Annotated in this window: 17 protein-coding genes; 8 read left to right on the forward strand and 9 right to left on the reverse strand. The window is 66.5% G+C overall.

The genetic code is table 11. The annotated features are described in order from the left end of the window. Window positions 1-35 precede the first annotated feature (35 nt). The 6 genes from ACPDIX_RS09750 to ACPDIX_RS09775 all read right to left on the reverse strand — a co-directional run bounded on the left by ACPDIX_RS09750 (window position 36) and on the right by ACPDIX_RS09775 (window position 7,354). Entirely contained in the window at window positions 36-614 is a 579-nt protein-coding gene (locus tag ACPDIX_RS09750) for a YkgJ family cysteine cluster protein (protein ID WP_423431598.1), read from the reverse strand. After that, window positions 605-3,229, reverse strand: coding sequence for an ATP-dependent helicase HrpB (gene hrpB, locus ACPDIX_RS09755; protein ID WP_423431599.1), 2,625 nt, complete (start codon window positions 3,227-3,229; stop codon window positions 605-607). The genes ACPDIX_RS09750 and hrpB overlap by 10 nt, the downstream gene beginning before the upstream one ends. Continuing rightward, window positions 3,222-4,259 carry a tRNA (adenosine(37)-N6)-threonylcarbamoyltransferase complex transferase subunit TsaD gene (tsaD, locus tag ACPDIX_RS09760; RefSeq protein WP_423431600.1) on the reverse strand — a complete coding sequence of 346 codons (1,038 nt, stop codon included), beginning with the start codon at window positions 4,257-4,259 and terminating at the stop codon, window positions 3,222-3,224. Before tsaD ends, hrpB begins: the two co-directional genes overlap by 8 nt. 137 nt (window positions 4,260-4,396) lie before the next feature. After that, a complete protein-coding gene (locus tag ACPDIX_RS09765) occupies window positions 4,397-5,725 on the reverse strand; it encodes a S41 family peptidase (RefSeq protein WP_423431601.1) in 1,329 nt (442 codons plus the stop codon). Window positions 5,726-6,054: 329 nt separating this feature from the next. Continuing rightward, window positions 6,055-6,495, reverse strand: coding sequence for a hypothetical protein (locus ACPDIX_RS09770; protein WP_423431602.1), 441 nt, complete (start codon window positions 6,493-6,495; stop codon window positions 6,055-6,057). Window positions 6,496-6,538: 43 nt separating this feature from the next. Further along, window positions 6,539-7,354 (reverse strand): prepilin-type N-terminal cleavage/methylation domain-containing protein, encoded by an 816-nt coding sequence (locus tag ACPDIX_RS09775; protein ID WP_423431603.1) that lies wholly within the window; start codon window positions 7,352-7,354, stop codon window positions 6,539-6,541. Between the two features lie 832 nt (window positions 7,355-8,186). Between ACPDIX_RS09775 and ACPDIX_RS09780 the strand changes: the two genes are divergently transcribed. Together ACPDIX_RS09780 and ACPDIX_RS09785 are read left to right on the forward strand one after the other, a co-directional pair. Then, window positions 8,187-10,421, forward strand: coding sequence for a carboxy terminal-processing peptidase (locus tag ACPDIX_RS09780; RefSeq protein WP_423431604.1), 2,235 nt, complete (start codon window positions 8,187-8,189; stop codon window positions 10,419-10,421). A 20-nt stretch (window positions 10,422-10,441) separates the two neighbouring features. Then, the gene (locus ACPDIX_RS09785) at window positions 10,442-11,050 is read left to right on the forward strand and encodes a hypothetical protein (protein ID WP_423431605.1); all 609 of its coding nucleotides are present in this window, start codon (window positions 10,442-10,444) and stop codon (window positions 11,048-11,050) included. Window positions 11,051-11,067: 17 nt separating this feature from the next. Here ACPDIX_RS09785 and ACPDIX_RS09790 read toward each other — a convergent pair whose 3' ends face one another. The 3 genes from ACPDIX_RS09790 to ACPDIX_RS09800 form a co-directional block, all read right to left on the reverse strand. Next, window positions 11,068-11,499, reverse strand: a complete 432-nt coding sequence (locus tag ACPDIX_RS09790; RefSeq protein ID WP_423431606.1) for a lipid-A-disaccharide synthase N-terminal domain-containing protein — start codon at window positions 11,497-11,499, stop codon at window positions 11,068-11,070. Window positions 11,500-12,080: 581 nt separating this feature from the next. After that, on the reverse strand, window positions 12,081-12,500 hold the full coding sequence (locus ACPDIX_RS09795; RefSeq protein ID WP_423431607.1) for a hypothetical protein: 420 nt from the start codon (window positions 12,498-12,500) through the stop codon (window positions 12,081-12,083). 37 nt (window positions 12,501-12,537) lie between these two features. Continuing rightward, complete coding sequence (locus tag ACPDIX_RS09800) at window positions 12,538-12,828, reverse strand: hypothetical protein (RefSeq protein WP_423431608.1); 291 nt, start codon at window positions 12,826-12,828, stop codon at window positions 12,538-12,540. Window positions 12,829-13,122: 294 nt separating this feature from the next. On the opposite strand from ACPDIX_RS09800, the gene ACPDIX_RS09805 reads away from it, so the two are divergent. The 6 genes from ACPDIX_RS09805 (at window position 13,123) to bioB (ending at window position 20,294) form a co-directional block, all read left to right on the forward strand. Continuing rightward, a complete protein-coding gene (locus tag ACPDIX_RS09805; protein WP_423431609.1) occupies window positions 13,123-13,833 on the forward strand; it encodes a response regulator in 711 nt (236 codons plus the stop codon). Between the two features lie 13 nt (window positions 13,834-13,846). Next, window positions 13,847-14,764 carry a DUF3472 domain-containing protein gene (locus ACPDIX_RS09810; RefSeq protein ID WP_423431610.1) on the forward strand — a complete coding sequence of 306 codons (918 nt, stop codon included), beginning with the start codon at window positions 13,847-13,849 and terminating at the stop codon, window positions 14,762-14,764. Window positions 14,765-14,982: 218 nt separating this feature from the next. Further along, window positions 14,983-16,431 carry a cryptochrome/photolyase family protein gene (locus ACPDIX_RS09815; protein ID WP_423431611.1) on the forward strand — a complete coding sequence of 483 codons (1,449 nt, stop codon included), beginning with the start codon at window positions 14,983-14,985 and terminating at the stop codon, window positions 16,429-16,431. A 144-nt stretch (window positions 16,432-16,575) separates the two neighbouring features. Then, on the forward strand, window positions 16,576-16,947 hold the full coding sequence (locus ACPDIX_RS09820) for a hypothetical protein (protein ID WP_423431612.1): 372 nt from the start codon (window positions 16,576-16,578) through the stop codon (window positions 16,945-16,947). A gap of 799 nt (window positions 16,948-17,746) precedes the next feature. Next, window positions 17,747-19,099: a DegT/DnrJ/EryC1/StrS family aminotransferase gene (locus ACPDIX_RS09825; RefSeq protein ID WP_423431613.1), complete on the forward strand. Its 1,353-nt coding sequence runs from the start codon at window positions 17,747-17,749 to the stop codon at window positions 19,097-19,099. A 79-nt stretch (window positions 19,100-19,178) separates the two neighbouring features. Continuing rightward, entirely contained in the window at window positions 19,179-20,294 is a 1,116-nt protein-coding gene (gene bioB, locus ACPDIX_RS09830) for a biotin synthase BioB (RefSeq protein WP_423431614.1), read from the forward strand. The last annotated feature ends 4 nt before the right edge of the window (window positions 20,295-20,298 follow it).

Raw genomic sequence — 20,298 nt, forward strand, 5'->3', positions numbered from 1 at the left:
GGGCCAATCGGGCTGGCCCGGACGCGGAAAGACCTTCAGGGCTCGCGGTCGCCGCGGTCGGACGGGGCGGGACGGAGGGCAAGGAATTCGTCCTGGAGGAGGCGGTTCAAACGCTCGAACGCGCGGAGCAGACGGCCTTGAGCGGAGGGTCCGCCCGGCCGGCTCAAGTCCACGGGCCCGGCCAGCGCGCGTGCCACCCGATGGCGGAGCGGCCGCGCGGGTGATGCGCTGCCTGTGCCTGCCAGGGCGCGTTCCACCGCCGCGAGCGCCCGGCGGGTGCGCAGGACGATTTCACGGGCTTGATCGAGGGTGATTTGCCGCTGAATGACCCTTTGGAGCACGCCACAAGCGAACGAACGGCATCGGGCCGGGCGATGGTCGTAAACCCGGCAGAGCGAACCGTCGAAACACGGGCAGGGTTGGGGCAGGCGCCATTTGTCGGAGCGACGGCGCAGGTCCACGCCGAGTTTCAGCAGGGCTTCGGCTTCGGCCGGGTCGGAGATGCGCACATCGGTGAACAGGACACCGTTGCAGCAGAGGCCGCACTGCGGACAGAGCTGCCGTGCCGCCTGGTCGGCCGGAACGGGGTGGGGGCAACCGGAGTTCAACGCCATTCGTGTTTCGGGTAGCGGCGCTGGAGTTCCTGTTTGAGACGGGGGTAATGCTCGCGCCAGAAACCGGCCAGGTCCTGGGTGATCTGGACGGGTTTCATGCCGGGGCTGAGGATCTGTACGACCAGGGGCACGCGTCCCATGGCGATGCGCGGGGTTTCGGTGACCCCGTAGAGTTCCTGGATGCGAAGGGCGATGCAGGGCGGGCCGTCAGGCCGGTAGCGGACCCGCGGGGTGCGGCCGTTGGGGAGGCGGACGCGTTCGGGCGCGTGCTGGTCCAGCAGGATCTGTTGCGCCTCCGAAAGCCAGGATCGGACAACGGAGGCGACCTCGCGATCCCTGATGTCCCTGTACGAGCAGGCGCCGTGGCACAGGGTTTCGATGACGCTGCGACGGGCTTCCTCGGTGAAGGCCGGGAGAGCGAGTTCCGGGCAGGCTGCGGCCAGGAAATTGAGGCGGGTGATCCATTGTTCGACGGCGTCGTTCCAGTTTTTGAGCGTGAGCCGGCCTGCGAGGATCTCGGCGGCCAACAGTCGGGACGCCTCGGCTTCCGGCGGAGGATCCACGCGGCGCTGTTCCAGGATCAGGTCACGCCACCGGGTTTGGGCCCGGGCTTCCACGCGCCGGGTGGCGGGGTCGAAAAAGCACTCGATCGTGGTGCTCAGTTCGTGGGGGAACATTTCACGGATCCACGCCGGGTCCACGGGGCAGAGGAGGGCCAGCACGGTTTCCGTTTTGCCGTCTGAGTCCTGGATTTCCCGGATTTCCGCCGCCACGACGAGCGGTGACTCCCGCACGACGGTTTGCGGGTCCAGGACGGCGCGGCGACCGCCCGCCAGTTCGCAACGGAGCGTGCCGGTGTCGAGGCGCCGGGCCACGTGATCCGGGAAGGCGGACAAGATTGCCCGGGCGAGGGCCGTCGGCGGGGCCGGGCTGGCGTCGGTGTCGAGTCCCTGGCGACGGGCGATTTGGAGGAACTGTTCCCAAAGATCGGCCACTTGGAGGGCGGTGCGGCGGTTGACGCCCAGTCGTTCACAGACGTCGGGACGAAACCCGCGTTGTCGAACGTGGTCCCAGGCGTGCATGACGCGGTGAAAATCGCTGGCGAACCGGACGCCCAGGAGGTCGTCCCGGGCATGTTCCACCTCGCGGGGCACCCCGCGCTGGAGCAGTTCCCGTCCCTGCGTGAGGGCGGCGGCGAGGCAGGCTTCACGTACGCAGCCGAGTTGGTCGGCCTCCAGGAGCATGCGGGCGTAACGCGGATGGAGCGGGAAGGCCAGCATGCGGCGGCCCAACCCGGTGATGCGGGTGGGCCGGCCGTCGGTTGGGTGCCCGGGGCCGGTGTCGTTGTCTGTGGAGGAGGCGGGTTCCAGTGCGCCCAGTTCAAGGAGCAGTTCTTCCGCGCGGGCCAGGGCCCGCGGATCGGGGGGATCGAGCCAGCGAAAAGAGGCCGGGTTTTCCACACCGGCGGCCTTGAGGAGCAGGAGGACCTCGGCCAGGTCCAGCCGCTGCACTTCGGGTGTCTCCCGTTCGGGGCGGGCGGCGTGTTCCTGTCGGTCCCACAGGCGGATGCAGAGGCCGGGCGCGGTGCGGCCGGCACGGCCGGCCCGTTGATCCGCCGAGGCGCGGCTGATGGGTTCGATCCACAGGGTGTTGATCCCGCGGAGGGGATCGTAGCGCGGGATCCGGGCCAGGCCGCTGTCAATGACCAGGCGAATGCCCTCGATGGTGACCGAGGTTTCCGCCACGTTCGTGGCCACGACGACCTTGCGCCGATCGTATCGGCGCAGCGCGGCGTCCTGTTGGCCGGGAGGCAGTTCGCCGTGGAGGGGCAGCAGGACAAAGTCGGAGGCTTCCGGGAGGCGTTCCAGGGCGCGCAAGGTTTGATGGATCTCGTAGGCGCCCGGCATGAAGATGAGCACGTCGCCGGGGCCGCCGCCGGACACGTATTGAGCAAAAGCCCGGGCGGCCTTTTCCCAGACGGGCTGGGGCTGGCGGCGGGGCGGCTGGTCCCAGTAAACGATTTCGACCGGATGCAGTCGCCCGGATGCCTCCACCACGGCGCAGGCGGGCAGCCACGGGGCCGGCGGCGGCACGCGCCACTGCTGCAGGTACGCCTGCAACCGCGGCACGTCCAGCGTGGCGGACATCACCACGATGAGGAGATCCGGCCGGAGTTGTTCCTGGAGCTCCAGAGCCCGGGCGAGTGTGATGTCGCCGTAGAGGTGACGTTCGTGGAACTCGTCGAAGATCAGGGCTGTCACCCCGGGCAGGGCGGGCTGATCCAGCATCTGCCGGAGCAGGATGCCCTCGGTCACGAAACGAATTCGTGTATCAGGGCCGCTGACGTTGTCGAAACGAATGGTGTAACCGACCGTTTTGCCCGGCTCGCAACCCATTTCGGAGGCGACCCGTGCGGCGAGGAGTCGTGCAGCCAGCCGGCGCGGCTGCAGCAGGATGACCTGGCCGTTGCCCAGTAATCCGTGCCGGAGGAGAATCTGAGGCACCTGCGTGGATTTGCCCGAACCGGTGGGTGCCGAGAGGAGCAGTCTGCGGTGTCGCCGCAGTTGTGCGACCAGTTGGGCTTCGACCTCGTAAATGGGGAGCGGTTCAGGCATGGCTTTCCTCGAGCGACCAGTCGGGTCGGATCTCGGCGTCGAGGTCGGTGGGCGGCCTCCCTTGTTGGGCCTGCAAGCTGGCCAGCACGGCGATCATGGCGGCGTTGTCGGTGCAGAAGGCGGGAGCGGCCAGGCGCAACCGTAGCCCGTGCGCGGCGCAGGCCTTTTGGAGTTCGCTGCGGAGGGCGCGGTTGCAGACGACCCCGCCGGAGGCGGTCACCAGTTTGACACCCCAGCGACGGGCCGCGCGCACGGTTTTGGTGACCAGAACATCCACGATGGCGGCCTGGACGCTGGCGCACAGGTCGGGCAACGCCTTTGGATCCCGGGCCAGTTCCGGGTGATCACGGAGGTAATATCGCACGGCGGTCTTGAGTCCGCTGAAGCTGAAGTCATCGTTGGGCTCATCGCGGAGGGGACGGGGAAAGTCGTACGCTTCCGGATTGCCGTTTTCAGCAAGCCGGTCCATGACCGGCCCGGCCGGATAGGGGAGCCCGAGCAATTTGCCGGTTTTGTCGAAGCATTCGCCCGCGGCGTCATCCAGGGTGGACCCGAGCAGGCGATGTTCCAGCAGCCGCGGGACATGAACCAGCAGGGTGTGCCCGCCGCTGACGATCAGCGAAATGTGAGGCTCGAAGGACCGGAAATCGGCTCGCGGCGGGTCCCCGGTGATCCAGGGCGAGTAGAGGTGAGCGACGTGGTGGTGGACACCGTAGAACGGCCGTTGCAGGGCAAAGGCCATGGCCTGGGCGGCCTTCAGGCCGATCAGCAGGGCCGTCGGCAGGCCCGGTCCGCGTGTGGCGGCGATGAGATCCACCTGGCTGGGTTCCGTGCGCGCCGTTTCAAATGCCGCGCGAGAGACCGGCAGAAGGTTCCGCAGATGCTCGCGTGCCGCCAGCTCCGGCACCACCCCGCCGTATTCTGCGTGAAGGCGGATCTGGGAGGCAACGACGTTGGCACGGACCTCGCCGTCCACGACGACGGCCGCACTGGTCTCGTCACATGAAGTTTCGAGGGCGAAGACGGTCATCGGGAAAGAAGAAATTCCGGGCTGGGAAAGCGCGCAAAGGCGGGATACGGGGAGACGGTTGCACGGGCGGACCCGTGTGTGCGGGACAGACGCCGAACCGGGGCGGAGCGGGCTGGAGACACCTCCCGGTCATGGGTTCAGGAGGAAAAGGCCGCGGGTACCGGCTGACGGGATGCGGCTCGGGGTCGGGCACATTCGTCACGCAACCGTTCCATGGCACGTTCCAACTGGGGGTCGCGGGCCCGGCGTGCGCGTTCCTGTTCCTCCAAGGGCAGGCCCTCCAAGCCGCCGGGGGCCCGCAGCAGCAGGAGATCGCGTTCCTGCTCCTCGGTCAGCGGCACGACCTCGTCGGGCGTGATGCCGCGCTCGTGGATCATGCGCCCGGATGGGGTGAAGTACTTGGCGGTGGTCAGCCGCAGGGCCGCACCGCCCGGCAGGGGAATGACACTCTGGACACTGCCCTTGCCGAAGGTGGGTTCGCCGATCAGCACTGCGCGCCGGTGGTCCTGCAGGCAGCCGGCGACGATTTCGGCCGCGCTGGCGGTGCCCCGGTTGACCAGCACGACCATCGGCAGGCCGTGGAGGCGGTCACCGGAGCGGCCGGAGCGGAATTCCTGGTTGTACACCGGATTGCGACCCCGCGTGGTCACGATGAGTCGGCCAGGGTCGAGAAACTCCTCGCTCACGGCCACTGCCTGTTCCAGCAGCCCGCCGGGGTTCCACCTGAGGTCCAGGATCAGCGCGCGCAGGCCCCGCGCCCTCATCCTGCGCAGTGCGGCACGGAGCTCGCGATCGGCCTTGTCGCCAAACTGGGTGATGCGCGCGTAGCCGATCCCCTCCGGACTGAGTGGAAACTCCTTCCGGTTGTTGAGGTCCTTCACCATGTCCAGTTGGATGACCGCGCGCCGCAGGGTGACGGTGAGGGTCCGATCCGTCGAGGGACGGTAGAGGGTGATGGTGACCTCGGTGCCCGGCGGCCCGCGCAGCCGCCGGACCGCCTCCTCCAGCGACATTCCCTCCGTGGACTCGTCCTCGATACGGACGATTCGGTCGCCGCTCAGGATGCCGGCTTGGAAACCGGGCGAACCTTCCATGGGGGAGACGACCGTCAGATGCCCCTCGCGCACGCCCACCACCAAACCAAGCCCTCCAAACTCGCCTTCGGTGTCGTCCTGCAGATCCCGGAAACGATCCGGATCGAGGTACTCACTGTACGGATCCTCCAGTGTGGCGAGCAATCCATCGATCGAGCCCCGGACCAGTTTCTGGTACGTCAGGTTTGTTCCATTGGCGTAGTCTTTGTGGACGATCTCGAGAACCCGGGAGAAGACGTCCAGGTGCGGATAGGGCGTGTCTGCGCCGTCGCGCTGGAGGGCCTGCCGGTACATGCGGGCGCCCATCCCGACGTTCAACACCAACAGGACGATCAACAGCCCTTGTAAGAACTTTCCGGATCGCCTTTTCATGTCCTGGAACCGTGCCCGCAGCAGCCTAGGTGTGATCCGGCCGGGAAACAAGGCCGCAGGGCGGGGTTACCCGGAGGGCTTTTCACCGCAGGCCATGGATGCCAAGGCGACTCCACCGAACCCGAGGGTGCCAGACCGGGCAGTGCGAGAGAGAAACAAGCAAGCGCTTCCGAGCCGCTGCCGGACACGCACACGGAACGGACCGTGCGCGAGCTCTCATCCCGCCCGGGCGACAGCGCCGGACGCCTTGTCCCCGTCGGGTGGGCGCACCCACCGTCCCGGGCCAACGAGCCTCGTGGCGGACCGGCTTTTGCCGCGAGGCGACGGGATCAACGAGGTGTCGCGGCCCGGCGCAGACGCTCAGCGGCTGCTTTGGCGCGCGGGTCTCCGGCCGCGATGGCCGCCGCAAGGTCCGACTGGAGCTGTTGCATCCTCTGGTAGTAGAGCTGCGCCTGCTGTTCGGAGAGGATGCGCTGTTGCTGTTGGATGGCCAGCATGGCCTCCACAGCCTTTTCGTATTCCTTCTGTTTGGCCGCCATCTCGGCCTGGCGCAGTCGTTCCATGGCCGCCTGTTGCGCCGCCAGATCGGCGGCAGTGGGACCGACTGCCATGGGTTCGGGTTGAGCCGTCTGAGCCTGGCCGGTGTCCGGAGTGACTTCTGCCGCCGGAGGCGCCGCTGGGGTTTCCTCCTCCTTCTTGCCGCAGCCGCTTGCGAGAGTCCAGACGAGAGCAAGACCGGCGAAACCCAGGCCAAGGACACGCGTTTTCATGGGTGCAATCAATCGGGGTTCGTTGGGTCAACGCGCCAAGCTTTCAGAACCTGCCCTGAGGATGGCCCGGATTGTTCCAGGCGCGATTGGGCAGCATGGTGGCGGGGATACTGCCGCCGCGGGCGTCTCGCGTGCCGGCGAATTCCCAGCTGTACCAGCGGATCAGCCGGATGGTCTCGGTGCTGCCACCGAACAGCCCCACCGTGGCGGCCTTACCGTGTCGGGCCGAGATTCCCTCATCGGGATAACTCGAGGTGTCGTTGAAGAAGAACGGCGTGGTCTCGTCCGTTTCCCACATCAACACCGCGTGGGGTTTGAAATCCGTGATCTTGTAGGTCCGGGGCCGGTTGGGTGGCAGGTTCTGCAGGGCGCCGTACCCGCAAACGGAGCCGTTCCACACGTAGCTGGTGAACAAAATGTTTCGTTGCACGTAAAGGTTATCGATTTTCGAATCCGCCGGGCATTTCATCACCTTGGGGTCGCGCAGGTACTCGTAGAGTTGACCCCGGGCGAAGTACACCAACTGGTTGGAGAGGGCAATGGGGAACATGGGGATGGATGTGTTCCCCGGGGGCAGATTGGCGCCATAGGCCCAGCAGGGCAGGGTGGTTCCCCAGCCGGGCGACGGCAGGAAGTTGTTGTTGTCGTTCACGTAAAGATGGGTGGCGGTGAGGACCTGCTTGTTGTTGTTCAGGTCCACGATCTTTTGAGCGCGGTTCTTGGCGCTGGACAGTGCGGGCAAAAGCATCGCCGCCAGGATCGCGATGATGGCAATGACCACCAACAATTCGATAAGGGTGAACGCATGCCGGACCTGCAGGTCGCGGGCCTGTCGTCGGTAGGCAGGTTGCAGTTTCATGTCGGTTCGGGTTGGCTGTTCCCGGCCCCCCGTAATCCTCCGAGGTCGTCTTCCCCGCTTCCTTTTCCTTCCACCGCCGCGGAGGGCGGAGTTCACGCCCTCTTCGGCCTCGGTTTGCGGCGGCGCTTCGAACCAGGTCGGCCCAACCTCGCTTTTGAGCGCCGGGGCCGGTTTTCTTTAGTTTGCAAAGGATACATACCACGACCCGGATCCGGTGTCACGATCCGAATTCGACCCCGTTCCCGGCGTTGCCCGCAAGGTGTGGCCAGCCCCTTGTGGAAGGCCGTTCCGCTTTTGACGGGGAACGCCCGGGGTGGTGCCCGGTGCAGGCACGGCCGGGCCGGGCCGAGAATACCGCCAAGGTCCACCGACTCGAGCGCGGGGGTGCGGAGTGGGTCTGCGTGCTCCGGTGGGCCATGTTGGAGGGTGCTCGGGATGGATGCCATTGCCGATTGCGGGGACCTGGGCGGGCGTGGGGGAAACGATTCTGGCCGCCAGTTCGGCCACGCGCCCTCGCCGTTCTCGCCGGCGGCCTTGTCCGCTTCGCCGGGCTTTTGCTCGGGCGGCTCCTGTCTGGCCCGGGGGATCCGGGTTTTCGCCCGGCTCCTGTACTCGCCTCTTTCACAATGAACAAAACGGGTTATAGTTGGGTCGAAGTCTGGTGAACATGCGTGGCAACCATGGAGTGCGAGGGGCCGCCGGCAGATGGCGGCGGGCATGGCTTTGGGCAATGGGATGTGCGGTCTGCCTGGCGGGGTTGCCCCCGGTATCACCGGCGCGAGCTGCCAGCGCCACCGGGACGGAGGGGGAACCCGCCGCGGAGAAGCCGATCGTGGCCCCGCGTTTGGAGGCGTCTCCGGCAGATGCGCGGATCGCTTACGTGACGGCGCGGATCCTGGAGGCCCAGCATTACACGCGGCAACGGCTCGACGACGAGGTGTCCTCGCGGTTGCTGGATCGGTACCTCGAATCCTACGATCCCCAGCATCTGCATTTTTTGCAGTCGGATCTGCGAGAATTCGATTTCTACCGGCACCGTCTGGATGATTACATCCTGCGTCGGTTCGACACCACGCCGGCCTTCGAGATCTTTGAGCGGTTCTTCGAACGGCTGCAGCAGCGTGTGTCCTACGTGGAGGAGCTGCTGCGCAGGGAGGAATTCCGCTTCGACACTGACGAGCGCATCCAGGTGGACCGGCGGGAGGCGCCCTATCCGAAGGATCTCGCGGAAGCCAGGAAGCTCTGGCGCGAGCGGCTTCGCTATGAGTATTTGCAGGAGAAACTCAACGGTGAAAAGCACCAGCAGATCACCAACACGCTGATCCGCCGGTACCATCGCAACCTTCGGATGTTCGCGGAGTGGGACAATGCGGACGTGTTGCAGGTCTTCCTCAACGCGCTGGCCCACGTCTACGACCCGCACTCGGATTACCTGGGCAGGCAGCAGATGGAGAACTTCGCGATGGGGATGAACCTCTCCTTGGAAGGGATCGGCGCCGAACTGACCTCGCCGGACGGTTACTGCACCATCCGGCGCCTGATCCCGGGTGGGCCGGCCGAGCGAAGCAAGAAGCTCAAACCCAAGGACCGCATCGTGGGGGTGGCACAGGGGGACGGCCCGTTCGTGGACGTGGTGGACATGAACCTGAACAAGGTGGTGGAGCTCATCCGCGGGCCAAAGGGAACCACGGTCCGGTTGCTGGTCATTCCGGCTGAGGCGCCGGATCCCTCCGTGCGCAAGGTGGTCACCCTGGTGCGCGACAAGATCCGTCTGGAAGACCAGGCTGCCAAGGCCCGCCTGGTCGAATGGCCGGACGAGGACGGCACGGTCCGACGCATCGGGATCATTGACCTGCCGTCCTTTTACTCGACGATGGATTTTACCGGATCGGAGGAGCGTTCCGACTACCGCAGTTGCGCCGCCGACGTGGCGCGACTGATCCGGAAACTCAAGGCGGAGGGGATGGAGGCGCTGATCCTGGATTTGCGTCGCAACGGCGGGGGATCGCTGGACGAGGCCATCCGGATCGCGGGTTTCTTCATTCCTCGCGGTCCCATCGTTCAGGTCCGCGATGGTGAGGGCCGGGTCGTGCTCAAGGAGGATCGTGACCCGCGCATGATCTGGGACGGTCCCATGGTGGTGTTGACCAGCCGGTTCAGTGCCTCGGCGTCGGAGATCGTGGCTGCCGCGCTCCAGGATTACGGCCGGGCGGTGCTGGTGGGTGATGCGTCCACACACGGCAAAGGCACGGTGCAGGCACCCAGTCTGTTGCGGAACTTCATGCGGCCCAGCGCCACGCTCACCCAGGATCCCGGCCTGCTCAAGTACACCATCAGCAAGTTTTACCGTGCCAACGGCGAGTCCACACAGTTGAAAGGTGTGGTGCCGGACATCGTGTTGCCTTCGGTCCTGAACGTCTCCAAGGAGGTGGGAGAAAGCGCGTTGGACAATCCGTTGCCCTGGGACAAGATCGAAAGCGCGAAGTTCGAACCGCTCGACTGGGTGGCACCCTACCTGGAAGAGCTCCGGAAACGTTCGGCCGAACGTGTGGCCGCGTCCCGGGATTTTGCCTATGTGCGCGAGGACATCGAGCGGTTCCTGCAACAGCAGGCCGATCGCACCATCTCCCTGAACGAGCAGGAGCGGCTGCGCGAAAAGGAGGAACTGGAAGCACGACGGAAGGCCCGGCAGAAGGAGAGGTTGGCGCGCCACGAAGTTCAGCCCAAGATGTGGGAGATCACCCTGGCTGATGTGGACAAGCCCGGGCTGCCGGAGCCGGTCACACCAGCAAATCCGTCTGCCCGGAACTCGGACAGTCCGGGCTCCGGCCTCGGAACCAACCAGCTGGCATCGGCCTCCGCCCCGGGCGAGAACCCGGACGGGGCCCCCGCAGCCGATCCTGCCGACGAGGACCCGTTGGACGAGGACGACAGCACATCTCCCGCACACGACTTTGTTCTGCGTGAAGCGGAGATGATCGTGGTGGACTACCTGCACCTGTGGTCCAAGGATCACCCTCTCACCGCCCGTCGGACGGCTTCCACAGCCCCGGTGGGACAACCCTGAATCCGAAAGGAAGTGTCATCATGAAACTTTGCCCCGTATTGTTGGGCGCCGCCCTCGCGATTGCCCAAGTGCCCCCGGCCGCGGCGCAGGGAGCCGGGGCGGTCATCGTCAAACAGCGCGCCAAGGAATTGGTGAATCAGAACAACGTTCGCCAAGGGGTCACGACCCCGGCGGAGCAGGTGGCCGCCCCCGCGCAGGCGACTTCACAGGCGGCACAAGCCGCGGCCGCAGCCGCCCAGGCGGCCATCGCGCAAGTGGTGAAGGCGCTGGAACCGCTCAAGGGACCGGGGGCGGTGACGGCGGAAGAAAAAGATGCGCTCGTCAAGGCCCTGACCGCGGCTGCTCGAGGACCGCAGAAGCCTGCCGAGACCAGGTTGCGAGAAGTGGTGGAAGCCCTGGCACGGGCGCTGCCGGGCGCCGTGCTCGAAGAGGGTGAGCTCCGTCGGCTGGGCACGGACTTGTATGCGCTGGTAAACGGCGCCAGCCTGGCGCCCGGGCGCACCCGGCAGATCCTGGACGACGTACAGGCGATTCTTCAGGTCGGCGGGGTGCGACGGGCCCGGGCCCTCGATGTGGTCCGGCGGCTGGAACAGGTGGTGCAGTCGCTGCAACAGCCGGTCACGCCGTAGGACTGCACACTTTCCTCCTATCTCCCGGCCGCGGGACTTTCCCCCTGCGGAGGCACTTCCTTCGTCAGCGCGGTTCCGCACTGGAAGCAAAAACGGGACTGGGGCGGACAGAGTTGTTGGCATGCCGGACAGGTCAGGTGCGCTTCCAGGTGCCGGTAGTGAATGACCAGGTTTCGTGTGTACGGGATCCAGGTGAACAGGTAGGCCAGGATGAACACCGAGTCGCGCTGGCGCAGCGCATACACCAGCAACAGGAGGGAACCCGCCAGGCTCAACCACCAGAAGGCCGGGGGCACCACCACCCGTTTGAGCTTTTCCGTGGCGTACCACTGGACCAGAAAGCGGGAAAAAAACAGCACGTTGCCCGCGTAGCCGATGAACTTCCAGACGCTCCAGCGGACACCCAGGAACTGCCCTCCCGGGAAAAGCCACGATTCCAGCCCGTCCATGGGGGCCATTGTAGGGGTGCGAAGACCGGCAGCAATCTCGCGCCGACCCGTTCTGCCGGACTCCGGCTCCACACCTTCTGATGGCCTGCCCTGCAAGCCACCTTGAGGTCCGCTCCCGCGACCGGCTGCAAGCTTGGCAAGCGGCCGCGCCTCGCCGGAGGGCCTGGATGGGCATGTGATGCCAGGAGCGGACCCGTGGCACCCCGCGGGGGCTTGTGGACCAGGAGCCGCAGCGTTTCACCGGCAGGAGGCGGAGGAAGCGTGCGTGCGCACTCGCCGAGGATGCGAACCCCCACGGTCCGGAAGCCGAGTCGGTTGCCGCACACGGGTTCTCCCCGCCGGTGGCCTGGCCGCGGGGACGGGATCGCACGGACTACGGCGGTTTCGCCTGGCCTTCTCGAGTTGCAGACGCGGACGGACGGCGGAGGCGAAAACCCGGTTGTCGGGCCAAGAGCCGCGCCTTGGGCCGCAAACGCGGCGTTTGCGACTAAGCTCCTTTTCAGATGCCGCAGCGTGGATCCGCAGGTTGGAGGCCGGATCGGCCGTGGATGGATGGGCCTTGCCGCCGCGGCGGTGGACGGTCATGGCCGGGGCGGGGCCGGATTGGTGCCCCCTTGAGCAGGGGCCTGTGTGCCTGCCGGGGGCGCACCCGTGCCGGGCCCGACCTGGACCCGGTACCGGTCGAGGATGGGCTGGAAATCGGGGTGTTGCCGCGCGTAGTCGGCCAGATGACCCAGGAACACCCTGGCCAGCGGAACGGTGGCCTTGTTGTAGATGTCCATCATCTGGCCGACCTGGGGCTCCAATCGTTGCACGTCCTTTCGCAGCGCGACGTACTGCCGCAGGAGGTAGAGGTTGAGCGCGCCGGTCACCATGATCATGAGCACCAACGCCGCCTGCAACTGGGTCTGGAGTCTGGCAACGGCGCGCGTGAGGTCCTCTGCCGAGGATCGAGGGGTCTGCGGTGCAGATGGGGCAGTGGGTGCGGAGTTCTCGTTCATGGCAGTCAAGAGTCTGGGGAAACGGATCAGGCGTGTTTCAAGGCTGGCGGCCGGCCGGCCGGTTTCCGGTGCCCGCGTTGGCGGCCGGGTTCTTCAGCCCCACGGAGATGAGGATCGGGTCAATGGCCGGGTTGGTCTGACTGTAGGCGATGGCCTCGCGGGCCAGGGAATCCAGTGTGGCTCGAACGGTGTTGATCTGGTTGGCCACGTCTTGGAGCGACCTGGCCTTGCGGATCAATTGCACGTTCAAGAACGTGAGCCCCAGCGTGCCGAGCGTGAAGACCAGCAACACGCCGAGCAGGGCGGGTGTAAGCGAGCTGTTTTTCATAGGCACCGGCCCGGACTCTAACGGGTTGCCCCCGGAGGTCCAAGCAATTTCCCGGGATCCGGGACCCCTGCGCTCCGGAAACCGCCACGCCCCGGGCTGGACCGGGCCCAACCCTGGCCGGCGCGCCGGGGTTCAGCGGAGGTTTTTGATCGGAGCCCATGGCGTTCTCGGCCCCCTGTGGTCCGTGCAGCTGAAACAGCCCTGCGGGGGCTCCCGCGTGGTGGGTTTCCCTGTTGCAAATGACCATGTTTCTGCGCCAGAATGGCTGCAAACAGCGGCGTTGGGAGCGGAGACATGACGCAGCGGCATCACGCCCAACCGGAGGGCAGGAAAGCCCGGATCCTTTTGGTGGACGACCACGCCGTCGTTCGCTTCGGGATTGCCCAGCTCATCAACCGGCAACCGGACATGGAGGTGTGCGGCGAGGAGGCCGACGCAGGCGCGGCCTTTTCAGCCGCCGAACGACTGAAACCGGACCTGGTGATCGCCGACCTTTCGTTGAAGGAGTCCAGCGGGCTTGAACTGGTGCGCAATCTCAAGGCGCGTTTCCCCTCCATGCCCATCCTCGTTCTGAGCGTCCACGACGAATCCGTTTACGCCGAAGTGGCCTTCCGGGCGGGTGCCATGGGGTACCTGATGAAGGATCAGGCGCTGGACAAGGTGCTGGAAGCAGTGCGCCGGTTGCTGAACGGCTCGGTTTACGTCAGCGACGCCATGGCGGTGAAACTCCTCCAAAAACAATTGCAAAAACATCCCGCTCCCGCCGCTTCGCCCGCCGACCTGCTCAGCGACCGCGAACTGGAGGTGTTCGAACTGATTGGCCGGTGGAAAACCACGCGCCAAATCGCCCAGGAACTCCATCTCAGCGTTAAAACGGTGGAATACTACCGGGAGCAGATCAAACGCAAACTGGGCCTGAAAAACGCGGTCGAACTCGTCCAGCATGCCACGGCCTGGGTGGAACGGACCACCTCCACCGCCCCGCCGGATTCCACCGACGCCTAGGAGGCAGGGTCCCGTGAAGGGCGTCTCCCCACCGATGGCGCGCCATGCCTTTTCCAAGGGCGGGCGGTCTTGCGCGGCTTTCCCGTCGCTTCTCGTTCTATTGGGGCTGCTCGGGGCCGGCCCGGCAGGTGGCCTGGCGGCAGAAGAGGGCCTGCCACGCGCAGCGCGGTCGGTTCACCTGGCCTGGCTGGCGCCGTCGGCCGACGTGTTCACGTTGGAGACCTGCGTGGAACGGACGGTGCCGGGGTCGTTCTTCATGGTCTGCGGCTGGCAGGTGGGCTATTTCGGCTTGCAAGAGCTGACCGACGGACGGCGGGTGTTGCTCTTTTCCGTTTGGGACGATGCGCAGGGGGACGACCCCGCTGCCGTCCCCGCGGATCGTCGGGTCGAAGTGGTGTCGCACGCTGAGGGTGTGCGGATTCGCCGCTTTGGCGGGGAAGGCACCGGCGGACAGGCCATGATGGACTTTTCCTGGCGAACGAACGTGCCCTACCGATTCCTGGTCCGGGCCAGGGTGGAAGGCGAGCGGACCCGGTATGCCGGCTGGGTTCGCGACGGAGAGTCGGGCAGTTGGCGGCATGTGGTGACCTTTCGGGCGCGGACGGGCGGACAGTCCATGACCGGGCTCTATTCGTTCCTGGAAGACTTTCGGCGCGATGGACGAAGCGCAGCAGAGGAACGTCGGGCCTCTTTCGGGAGCGGTTGGATTCGTGAGCTGTCCGGATCCTGGCGAGCGCTCACGCGGGCACGTTTCACCGCTTCGGGTGCGCCATGGGAAGCACGCGACAGCATCCGTGCCGAGGTTCGCCACCGGGACACTTTCGTTCTGGCCACCGGCGGCAAGGTGCGGCCCGAGCTGCCGCCGGGATCGGTCCTGGAAATCCGGGCTCCCGGAGGAAACCCGCCAAGGGACCTGCCCGAGGAATTCTGACTTCTTCGGGACTGTGCCGGGGGCGGGGGCAGGTGCCAACGGGGGGGCAGCCGGCAGCGGTTTGGGGTCCGCGGGCCGGAAGGAAGGTGGCTCCACGGCGCGGATGACGAGATGGGCCAGTGGCGTGTGGGACCCCACGCTTCGGACGTCAAACAGGCTGCCCGCGTATGGTCCGGAGATTTTGACCCTGCCACCTCGGAGATCCACATTTCGGCGTCATGAGCCCGATCTTGGTCTGGTTTCGACTGGATCTGCGTTTGGCGGATCATGAGGCTTTGTGGCAGGCGGCCTCGGCGGGTGCGCCGGTGGTGCCGGTGTATGTATGGTCGCCCGAGGAGGAATTGCCCTGGGCTCCGGGCGGTGCGTCGCGTTGGTGGTTGCACCACTCGCTGGCTGCCTTGGACGCCTCGCTACGCAAACAAGGTCTGCGGCTGGTGATCCGGCGGGGGCCGGCGGCCGGGGCGCTCCTTGGTCTGGCAAAGGAGACGGGTGCCCGAGCGGTTTACGCCAACCGCCGGGTGGAGCCGGCCTGGCGCAAAATGGACTCCCGGGTGGCCGCCGCCCTGGGCCCTGCCGGTGTCGAATTCCGTGTCTGGCCGGACCTCTTCCTGTTCGAACCGGAGACGGTGCGTACGGGATCGGGCAAACCCTTCGAAGTGTTCACCGCGTTTTGGCGGAAGTGCCTGAGCCTGGCGGATCCGCCGCCGCCGTTGCCGCAACCCGGGCCGCTGCAGGGACCGAAGAGATGGCCGCCATCCGTTCCCTTGGAAGAGCTGGGTCTGCTGCCGCGACCGGACTGGGCCGGGGGACTGAGATCCGCGTGGGTGCCGGGTGAACCGGGTGCGCGGGACCGGTTGCGCCGGTTTTTGGAGGGGAGCTGGGACCTGTACGCAGAGCGCCGGAATCGGCCGGCCGAGGAGGGGACCTCGCGTTTGTCGGCTCACCTGCATTTCGGGGAGGTGTCGGCCCGCCAAGTGTGGCACGCGGTACGGTCCATGGCGGAGCGCAGGGGTTTGCCTGCCGCCCGATGGCGCGAGTCCGTGTTTCTGCGGGAACTGGGTTGGCGCGAGTTCGCTCATCACCTGCTTTGGCATCGGCCGGAGTGCACCGACCGGCCGCTGCGAACCGAGTGGGAACGGTTTCGCTGGCGGGAGGATGCGTCGGGCCTGCGGGCCTGGCAGAGGGGCCGGACGGGCTATCCGATTGTGGACGCCGGGATGCGAGAGCTGTGGACGACGGGCTGGATGCACAATCGCGTGCGGATGATCGTGGCCTCCTTTTTGGTGAAGGACCTGCGGATTGCCTGGCAGTCGGGCGCGCGATGGTTCTGGGACACCTTGGTGGACGCGGATCTGGCCAACAACACGCTGGGCTGGCAATGGACGGCCGGGTGTGGGGTGGACGCCGCGCCCTACTTCCGCGTGTTCCACCCGGTCCTTCAAGGGGAGAAGTTCGATCCGGACGGTGCATACGTGCGGCGCTGGTGTCCCGAGTTGGCGCGCCTGCCGGCGCGTTGGATCCATCGCCCGTTCGAGGCGCCGCCATCGGTTCTCAAAGAGGCCGGCGTGCGGTTGGGCAGCGAGTATCCCGAGCCGATCGTGAGCCACGCGGCGGCACGTCAGGCCGCTCTGGCAGCATGGGAGTCCCTGCGCAGGGCGCTGCCGTGAGGGAGGATCGTCTGATGGCCATCCCCGGCCGGGCGCCGCGGCCGGGAGCACCGGGAGCGATCCGGATTTGACGCCCTCCCATCGTTGCGGGAATATCCCTGGATGACGGAAAGCAATCCAACCCTGCAAAGGAAGCACGGCAAAATGAAAACCCGACTGGCTGTGTGGGCGGTCTTGCTGGCAGCGGCGATCGGTGGTGGTCTGATGGGATGCTCCAGGAGCGGCAACACCGCCACGGTGGATCCGGCGCCCTTGGAGCGGAGTTTTGCGTCGGCCGAGGGCCCGGTGAAGGCAGCGGCGGACAACGCGGCGGAGTTGTTGCGATTCGGCGATCACGCCGCGGCTTTGGCCGAGCTGCAGAAGCTGGCCGCCCATCCGCAACTGACCGCCGAGCAAAAGCAGGCGGTGCAACAGGTGATGGAGCAGTTGAAGAAGGTGGTGAAGGACGCAACCGACAAGGTGGCCACCGAAGCCAGCAAGGCCCTGGAGAACGTTCAGCAGGGATTGGGCCGGTAACTCCAATCCCGCCCGCGGTACGGCGCCCGGCCGAACCGTGATCCATTGACCTGCTCTGCCAGCCGCCGCTGTTGCGGAAGAGGTTTGCCAAAACCGCGTAGGAACCTCGTCAGGCCCGCAAGGGGAGCTGCAGGCGAGCGGCCGGAACGCTGCGCGAACGGTGTGCGGCAGCACGGCGCAGTTGCCAGATCGCCCTTTGGTGTGTTTCTCATCTTTGCCAGGGGAGGCAGGTACCGGCCCTCCCGGCGGTGGGCCGGCCGCCTGGCAGACCGCCCGGCGGGGGTGACACCTCTGACGACGCTTCCACAAGCGGGCGCGTGTGGGCAGCCGCGCGCGGGTCTGCCCGGCTGCCAAAAGGACCGGTGGAAGGTGTGGATCGGGCCCTGCCGGTTCGGTCCGCGAGGAGGCGCCTGTTTGTTGCGCCGGCGGCATTCGGTCCCCCACGGCAGCGGACCGACCGGCCCGGCCGGTCTCCGTTCATCGCTTGCCAGGCTGTCGGACAACCATTTCGAGCCCCGGCTCTCCAATTGACTCCGGCTGAGCTTGCGGTGCCGGGATATGCGGTTTTTGCGGCGCGCCGGGGTTCAGCGGAGGTTTATGATCGGAGCGCATGGCGCTTGCCGATCGCCCCGGACCGCGCTGATGAAATCGCGCTGGCCCAAGTCGGGCGAGAGGTTTTTCGATCTTGTGGACGGGGGCAGCTTCGGCTTTGAGTTTGCAGTCCGATCTGCGGCGCAGGCGGAATCGAATCTTCCGAGCATGTCCGGAGGAGCTGGAACGAAAGGAAGTCGCATTGGCCATGAACATTTGGAAACGGACCCAACCTGCGTTGTTGGGAGGTGAACCGGTGCGGCGGCGGCCGTGGCCGCAATGGCCCGCCGGAGGGCGGGAGGAAGAGCGCCGGCTGCTGCGCGTGCTGCGGGAGGGTCGGTGGCAACACCCGGCCGGCGGGGAGGTGTCTCTGTTCGAGCGGCGGTTTGCCGGTGCCCGCGGCGTGCGGCACGCCTTCGCGGTTGCCGGGCATGCTACCGCGCTACGACTGGCGCTGCTGGCCGCGGGTCTGGAACGAGGGGCGAAGGTGATCCTGCCGGCGTACGGTCCCTTGAACCTGGTGAGCGCCGTGCTGGGGACGGGATTGCGTCCGGTGTTTGCGGATGTGGGCCTGGAGACCGGAAACGCAGACCTGGCGACTGTGGATGCGGTGGCTGAAGAGGAAGTGCGGGGGGTGTTGGTATTCCATACGGCCGGACTGCCGGTGAGCATGGAACCCTTGCTGGAACGGGCACACGAACGGGGTTGGATCGTGTGGGAGGACGCGTCGCATGCCCATGCAGGGATGTACCGTGACCGGCCCTGCGGGACCTGGGGTCGTGCCGGGGTGTTCTCCTTGTGTGCGGATACGGTCGTGCCGGGGGGCGAGGCCGGGGTGGTGATCACCGGCGACGGGGAATGGGCGGCGCGGTGTCGGACGCTTCTGGGCAGGGACGGCCCCGGCGGCCAGGGCGCCGGTGAATGGCCGGAGACCTGGGAGGCCATGTCGCTGGGCGAGTTTGCCGGTGCGGTGCTGAATGCCCAACTCGACCGGTTCGAGCTGACGGCGCGCCGGCGCGATCAACGAAGCCGGTATCTGGCGGAGCGACTGGCGTCCGTGCCCGGCGTTCACCCGCAGCCGCGGACGGACGGGTGCACGCGTCACGGTTGTGGCGGGTTTCTGATGCGACTGGACGCCGACCGGTTCGGTGCGCCGCGCGATGCGGTGGTGGCGGCTCTGGCGGCGGAAGGCATCCCGTGCGGGGTGGGCTGGCGCGAGTCGTTGCCGGACCGGTGGCTTCGCTGGTCCCGGAAATTGTCGGACGTGGGTCTCGCGGCCGTCTGCGCGGACGCTGTGCCGGGCCGGGGATGTGTGAACGCCCGGCGGTTGTGCCGGCAGGCGATCTGGTTGGAATCCCGGCTGTTGCTCGCCGATCAACAGGAGATGGACGACATCGTGCGGGCCCTGGAGAAGCTGCACGAGCATGGCCGCGCGCTGAAGGACTGGTGGCGGCGGCACACGGCGGCAGAACAGGGCAGGCATGCTAGTGAAGGAATGGACACCCGGAGCGAAACGGTCCCTGACAGGTCCGACCACGGTTGCTCGCGGGGGCGGGCCTGAAGGAGTCGCCGGAGGGTTGCCCTGTGCCGAGGGGCTTGCGGGCTTGCGGGGTTGGTGGGGCCCGCTATTTTCGTCAACCGTGAACACGACGATGGTTGACGCAGGGAAATCGGCGCGCATAGCCGAGCTGGGTCGGCGGGTGTTGGCCGGCGGCGAGATCACGCGCGAGGAGGCCTTGGAGCTGTTTCATTTGGAGTCCAGCGCGGACATTTACGATCTGATGGCCTGGGCGAATCGGATCCGGGAGCGGTTCAAGGGCAACCGGATTCACCTTTGTTCGATCGTGAATGTGAAGGCTGGCGGGTGTCCGGAGAACTGCCGGTTTTGTGCGCAGTCGGCCTTGTACCAGACCGGGGCGCCGCGGTACGGGTTGTTGCCGTTGGAGGAGGTGTTGACCGCGGCCGAGGAGGCCGGGCGCAACGGTGCGGTGGGTTTTGGTTTGGTGGCGGCCTGGCGCGGGTTGGAGGAGGGGCCGGTTCTGGATGCGCTGTTGGCGCAGTTTCGTGCGTTGAAGGCGCAGGGCAAGGTCCGGCCGGACGCGTCCTTGGGGATCATCAAGAGTCCGGAGGTGGCCAGGAAGCTGAAGGAGGCCGGTTGTGAATGTTACAACCACAACTTGGAGACCTCGCGGCGGTTTTTCCCCGAGGTGTGCGACACGCACACGTACGAGGAGCGGTTGCAGACGCTGAAGCATCTGCGGCAGGCGGGCATCCGGATCTGTTCCGGGGGCATCATCGGCATGGGGGAGACGCGGGAGGATCGGTGCGACCTGGCTTTTGCCCTGAAGGAGGTGGGCGCGAGCATCGTTCCCATCAACATCCTGAATCCGATCCCGGGCACACCTTTTGCCAACCGTCCGCCGTTGCCCCCGCTGGAGATCCTGCAAACGATTGCCTGTTTCCGTTTCATCCTGCCCCGGCAGGAGATCATGGTGGCGGGTGGACGCGCGGTGAATCTGCGGGATTTGCAGAGCATGGTTTTCATGGCGGGTGCCAGCGCGTTGATGATCGGGAACTACCTGACGACGGTGAACCGGCCGGTGGAGCAGGATCTGCAGATGTTGCGGGATCTGGGGCTGGATCCGCACTGGACGGAGGATGGCGGGGAGGGTTGTGGCTGTGGAGGGTCGCGCGATCTCGCGGAGGAGCCCGGGAGGGGAGAGGTGCCGGCTGCTGGGCCGGCTGCCGTGGCCTAGGCCA

Origin of the sequence: Limisphaera sp. 4302-co (assembly GCF_049537155.1) — a bacterium.
Lineage (GTDB): Bacteria > Verrucomicrobiota > Verrucomicrobiia > Limisphaerales > Limisphaeraceae > Limisphaera.

Bases quoted from the DNA above. Each gene is read 5' to 3' on its own strand.
- ACPDIX_RS09750 (WP_423431598.1), bottom strand. From the start codon at position 614: ATGGCGTTGAACTCCGGTTGCCCCCACCCCGTTCCGGCCGACCAGGCG.
- hrpB (WP_423431599.1), bottom strand. From the start codon at position 3,229: ATGCCTGAACCGCTCCCCATTTACGAGGTCGAAGCCCAACTGGTCGCA.
- tsaD (WP_423431600.1), bottom strand. From the start codon at position 4,259: ATGACCGTCTTCGCCCTCGAAACTTCATGTGACGAGACCAGTGCGGCC.
- ACPDIX_RS09765 (WP_423431601.1), bottom strand. From the start codon at position 5,725: ATGAAAAGGCGATCCGGAAAGTTCTTACAAGGGCTGTTGATCGTCCTG.
- ACPDIX_RS09770 (WP_423431602.1), bottom strand. From the start codon at position 6,495: ATGAAAACGCGTGTCCTTGGCCTGGGTTTCGCCGGTCTTGCTCTCGTC.
- ACPDIX_RS09775 (WP_423431603.1), bottom strand. From the start codon at position 7,354: ATGAAACTGCAACCTGCCTACCGACGACAGGCCCGCGACCTGCAGGTC.
- ACPDIX_RS09785 (WP_423431605.1), top strand. From the start codon at position 10,442: ATGAAACTTTGCCCCGTATTGTTGGGCGCCGCCCTCGCGATTGCCCAA.
- ACPDIX_RS09790 (WP_423431606.1), bottom strand. From the start codon at position 11,499: ATGGACGGGCTGGAATCGTGGCTTTTCCCGGGAGGGCAGTTCCTGGGT.
- ACPDIX_RS09795 (WP_423431607.1), bottom strand. From the start codon at position 12,500: ATGAACGAGAACTCCGCACCCACTGCCCCATCTGCACCGCAGACCCCT.
- ACPDIX_RS09800 (WP_423431608.1), bottom strand. From the start codon at position 12,828: ATGAAAAACAGCTCGCTTACACCCGCCCTGCTCGGCGTGTTGCTGGTC.
- ACPDIX_RS09805 (WP_423431609.1), top strand. From the start codon at position 13,123: ATGACGCAGCGGCATCACGCCCAACCGGAGGGCAGGAAAGCCCGGATC.
- ACPDIX_RS09815 (WP_423431611.1), top strand. From the start codon at position 14,983: ATGAGCCCGATCTTGGTCTGGTTTCGACTGGATCTGCGTTTGGCGGAT.
- ACPDIX_RS09820 (WP_423431612.1), top strand. From the start codon at position 16,576: ATGAAAACCCGACTGGCTGTGTGGGCGGTCTTGCTGGCAGCGGCGATC.
- ACPDIX_RS09825 (WP_423431613.1), top strand. From the start codon at position 17,747: ATGAACATTTGGAAACGGACCCAACCTGCGTTGTTGGGAGGTGAACCG.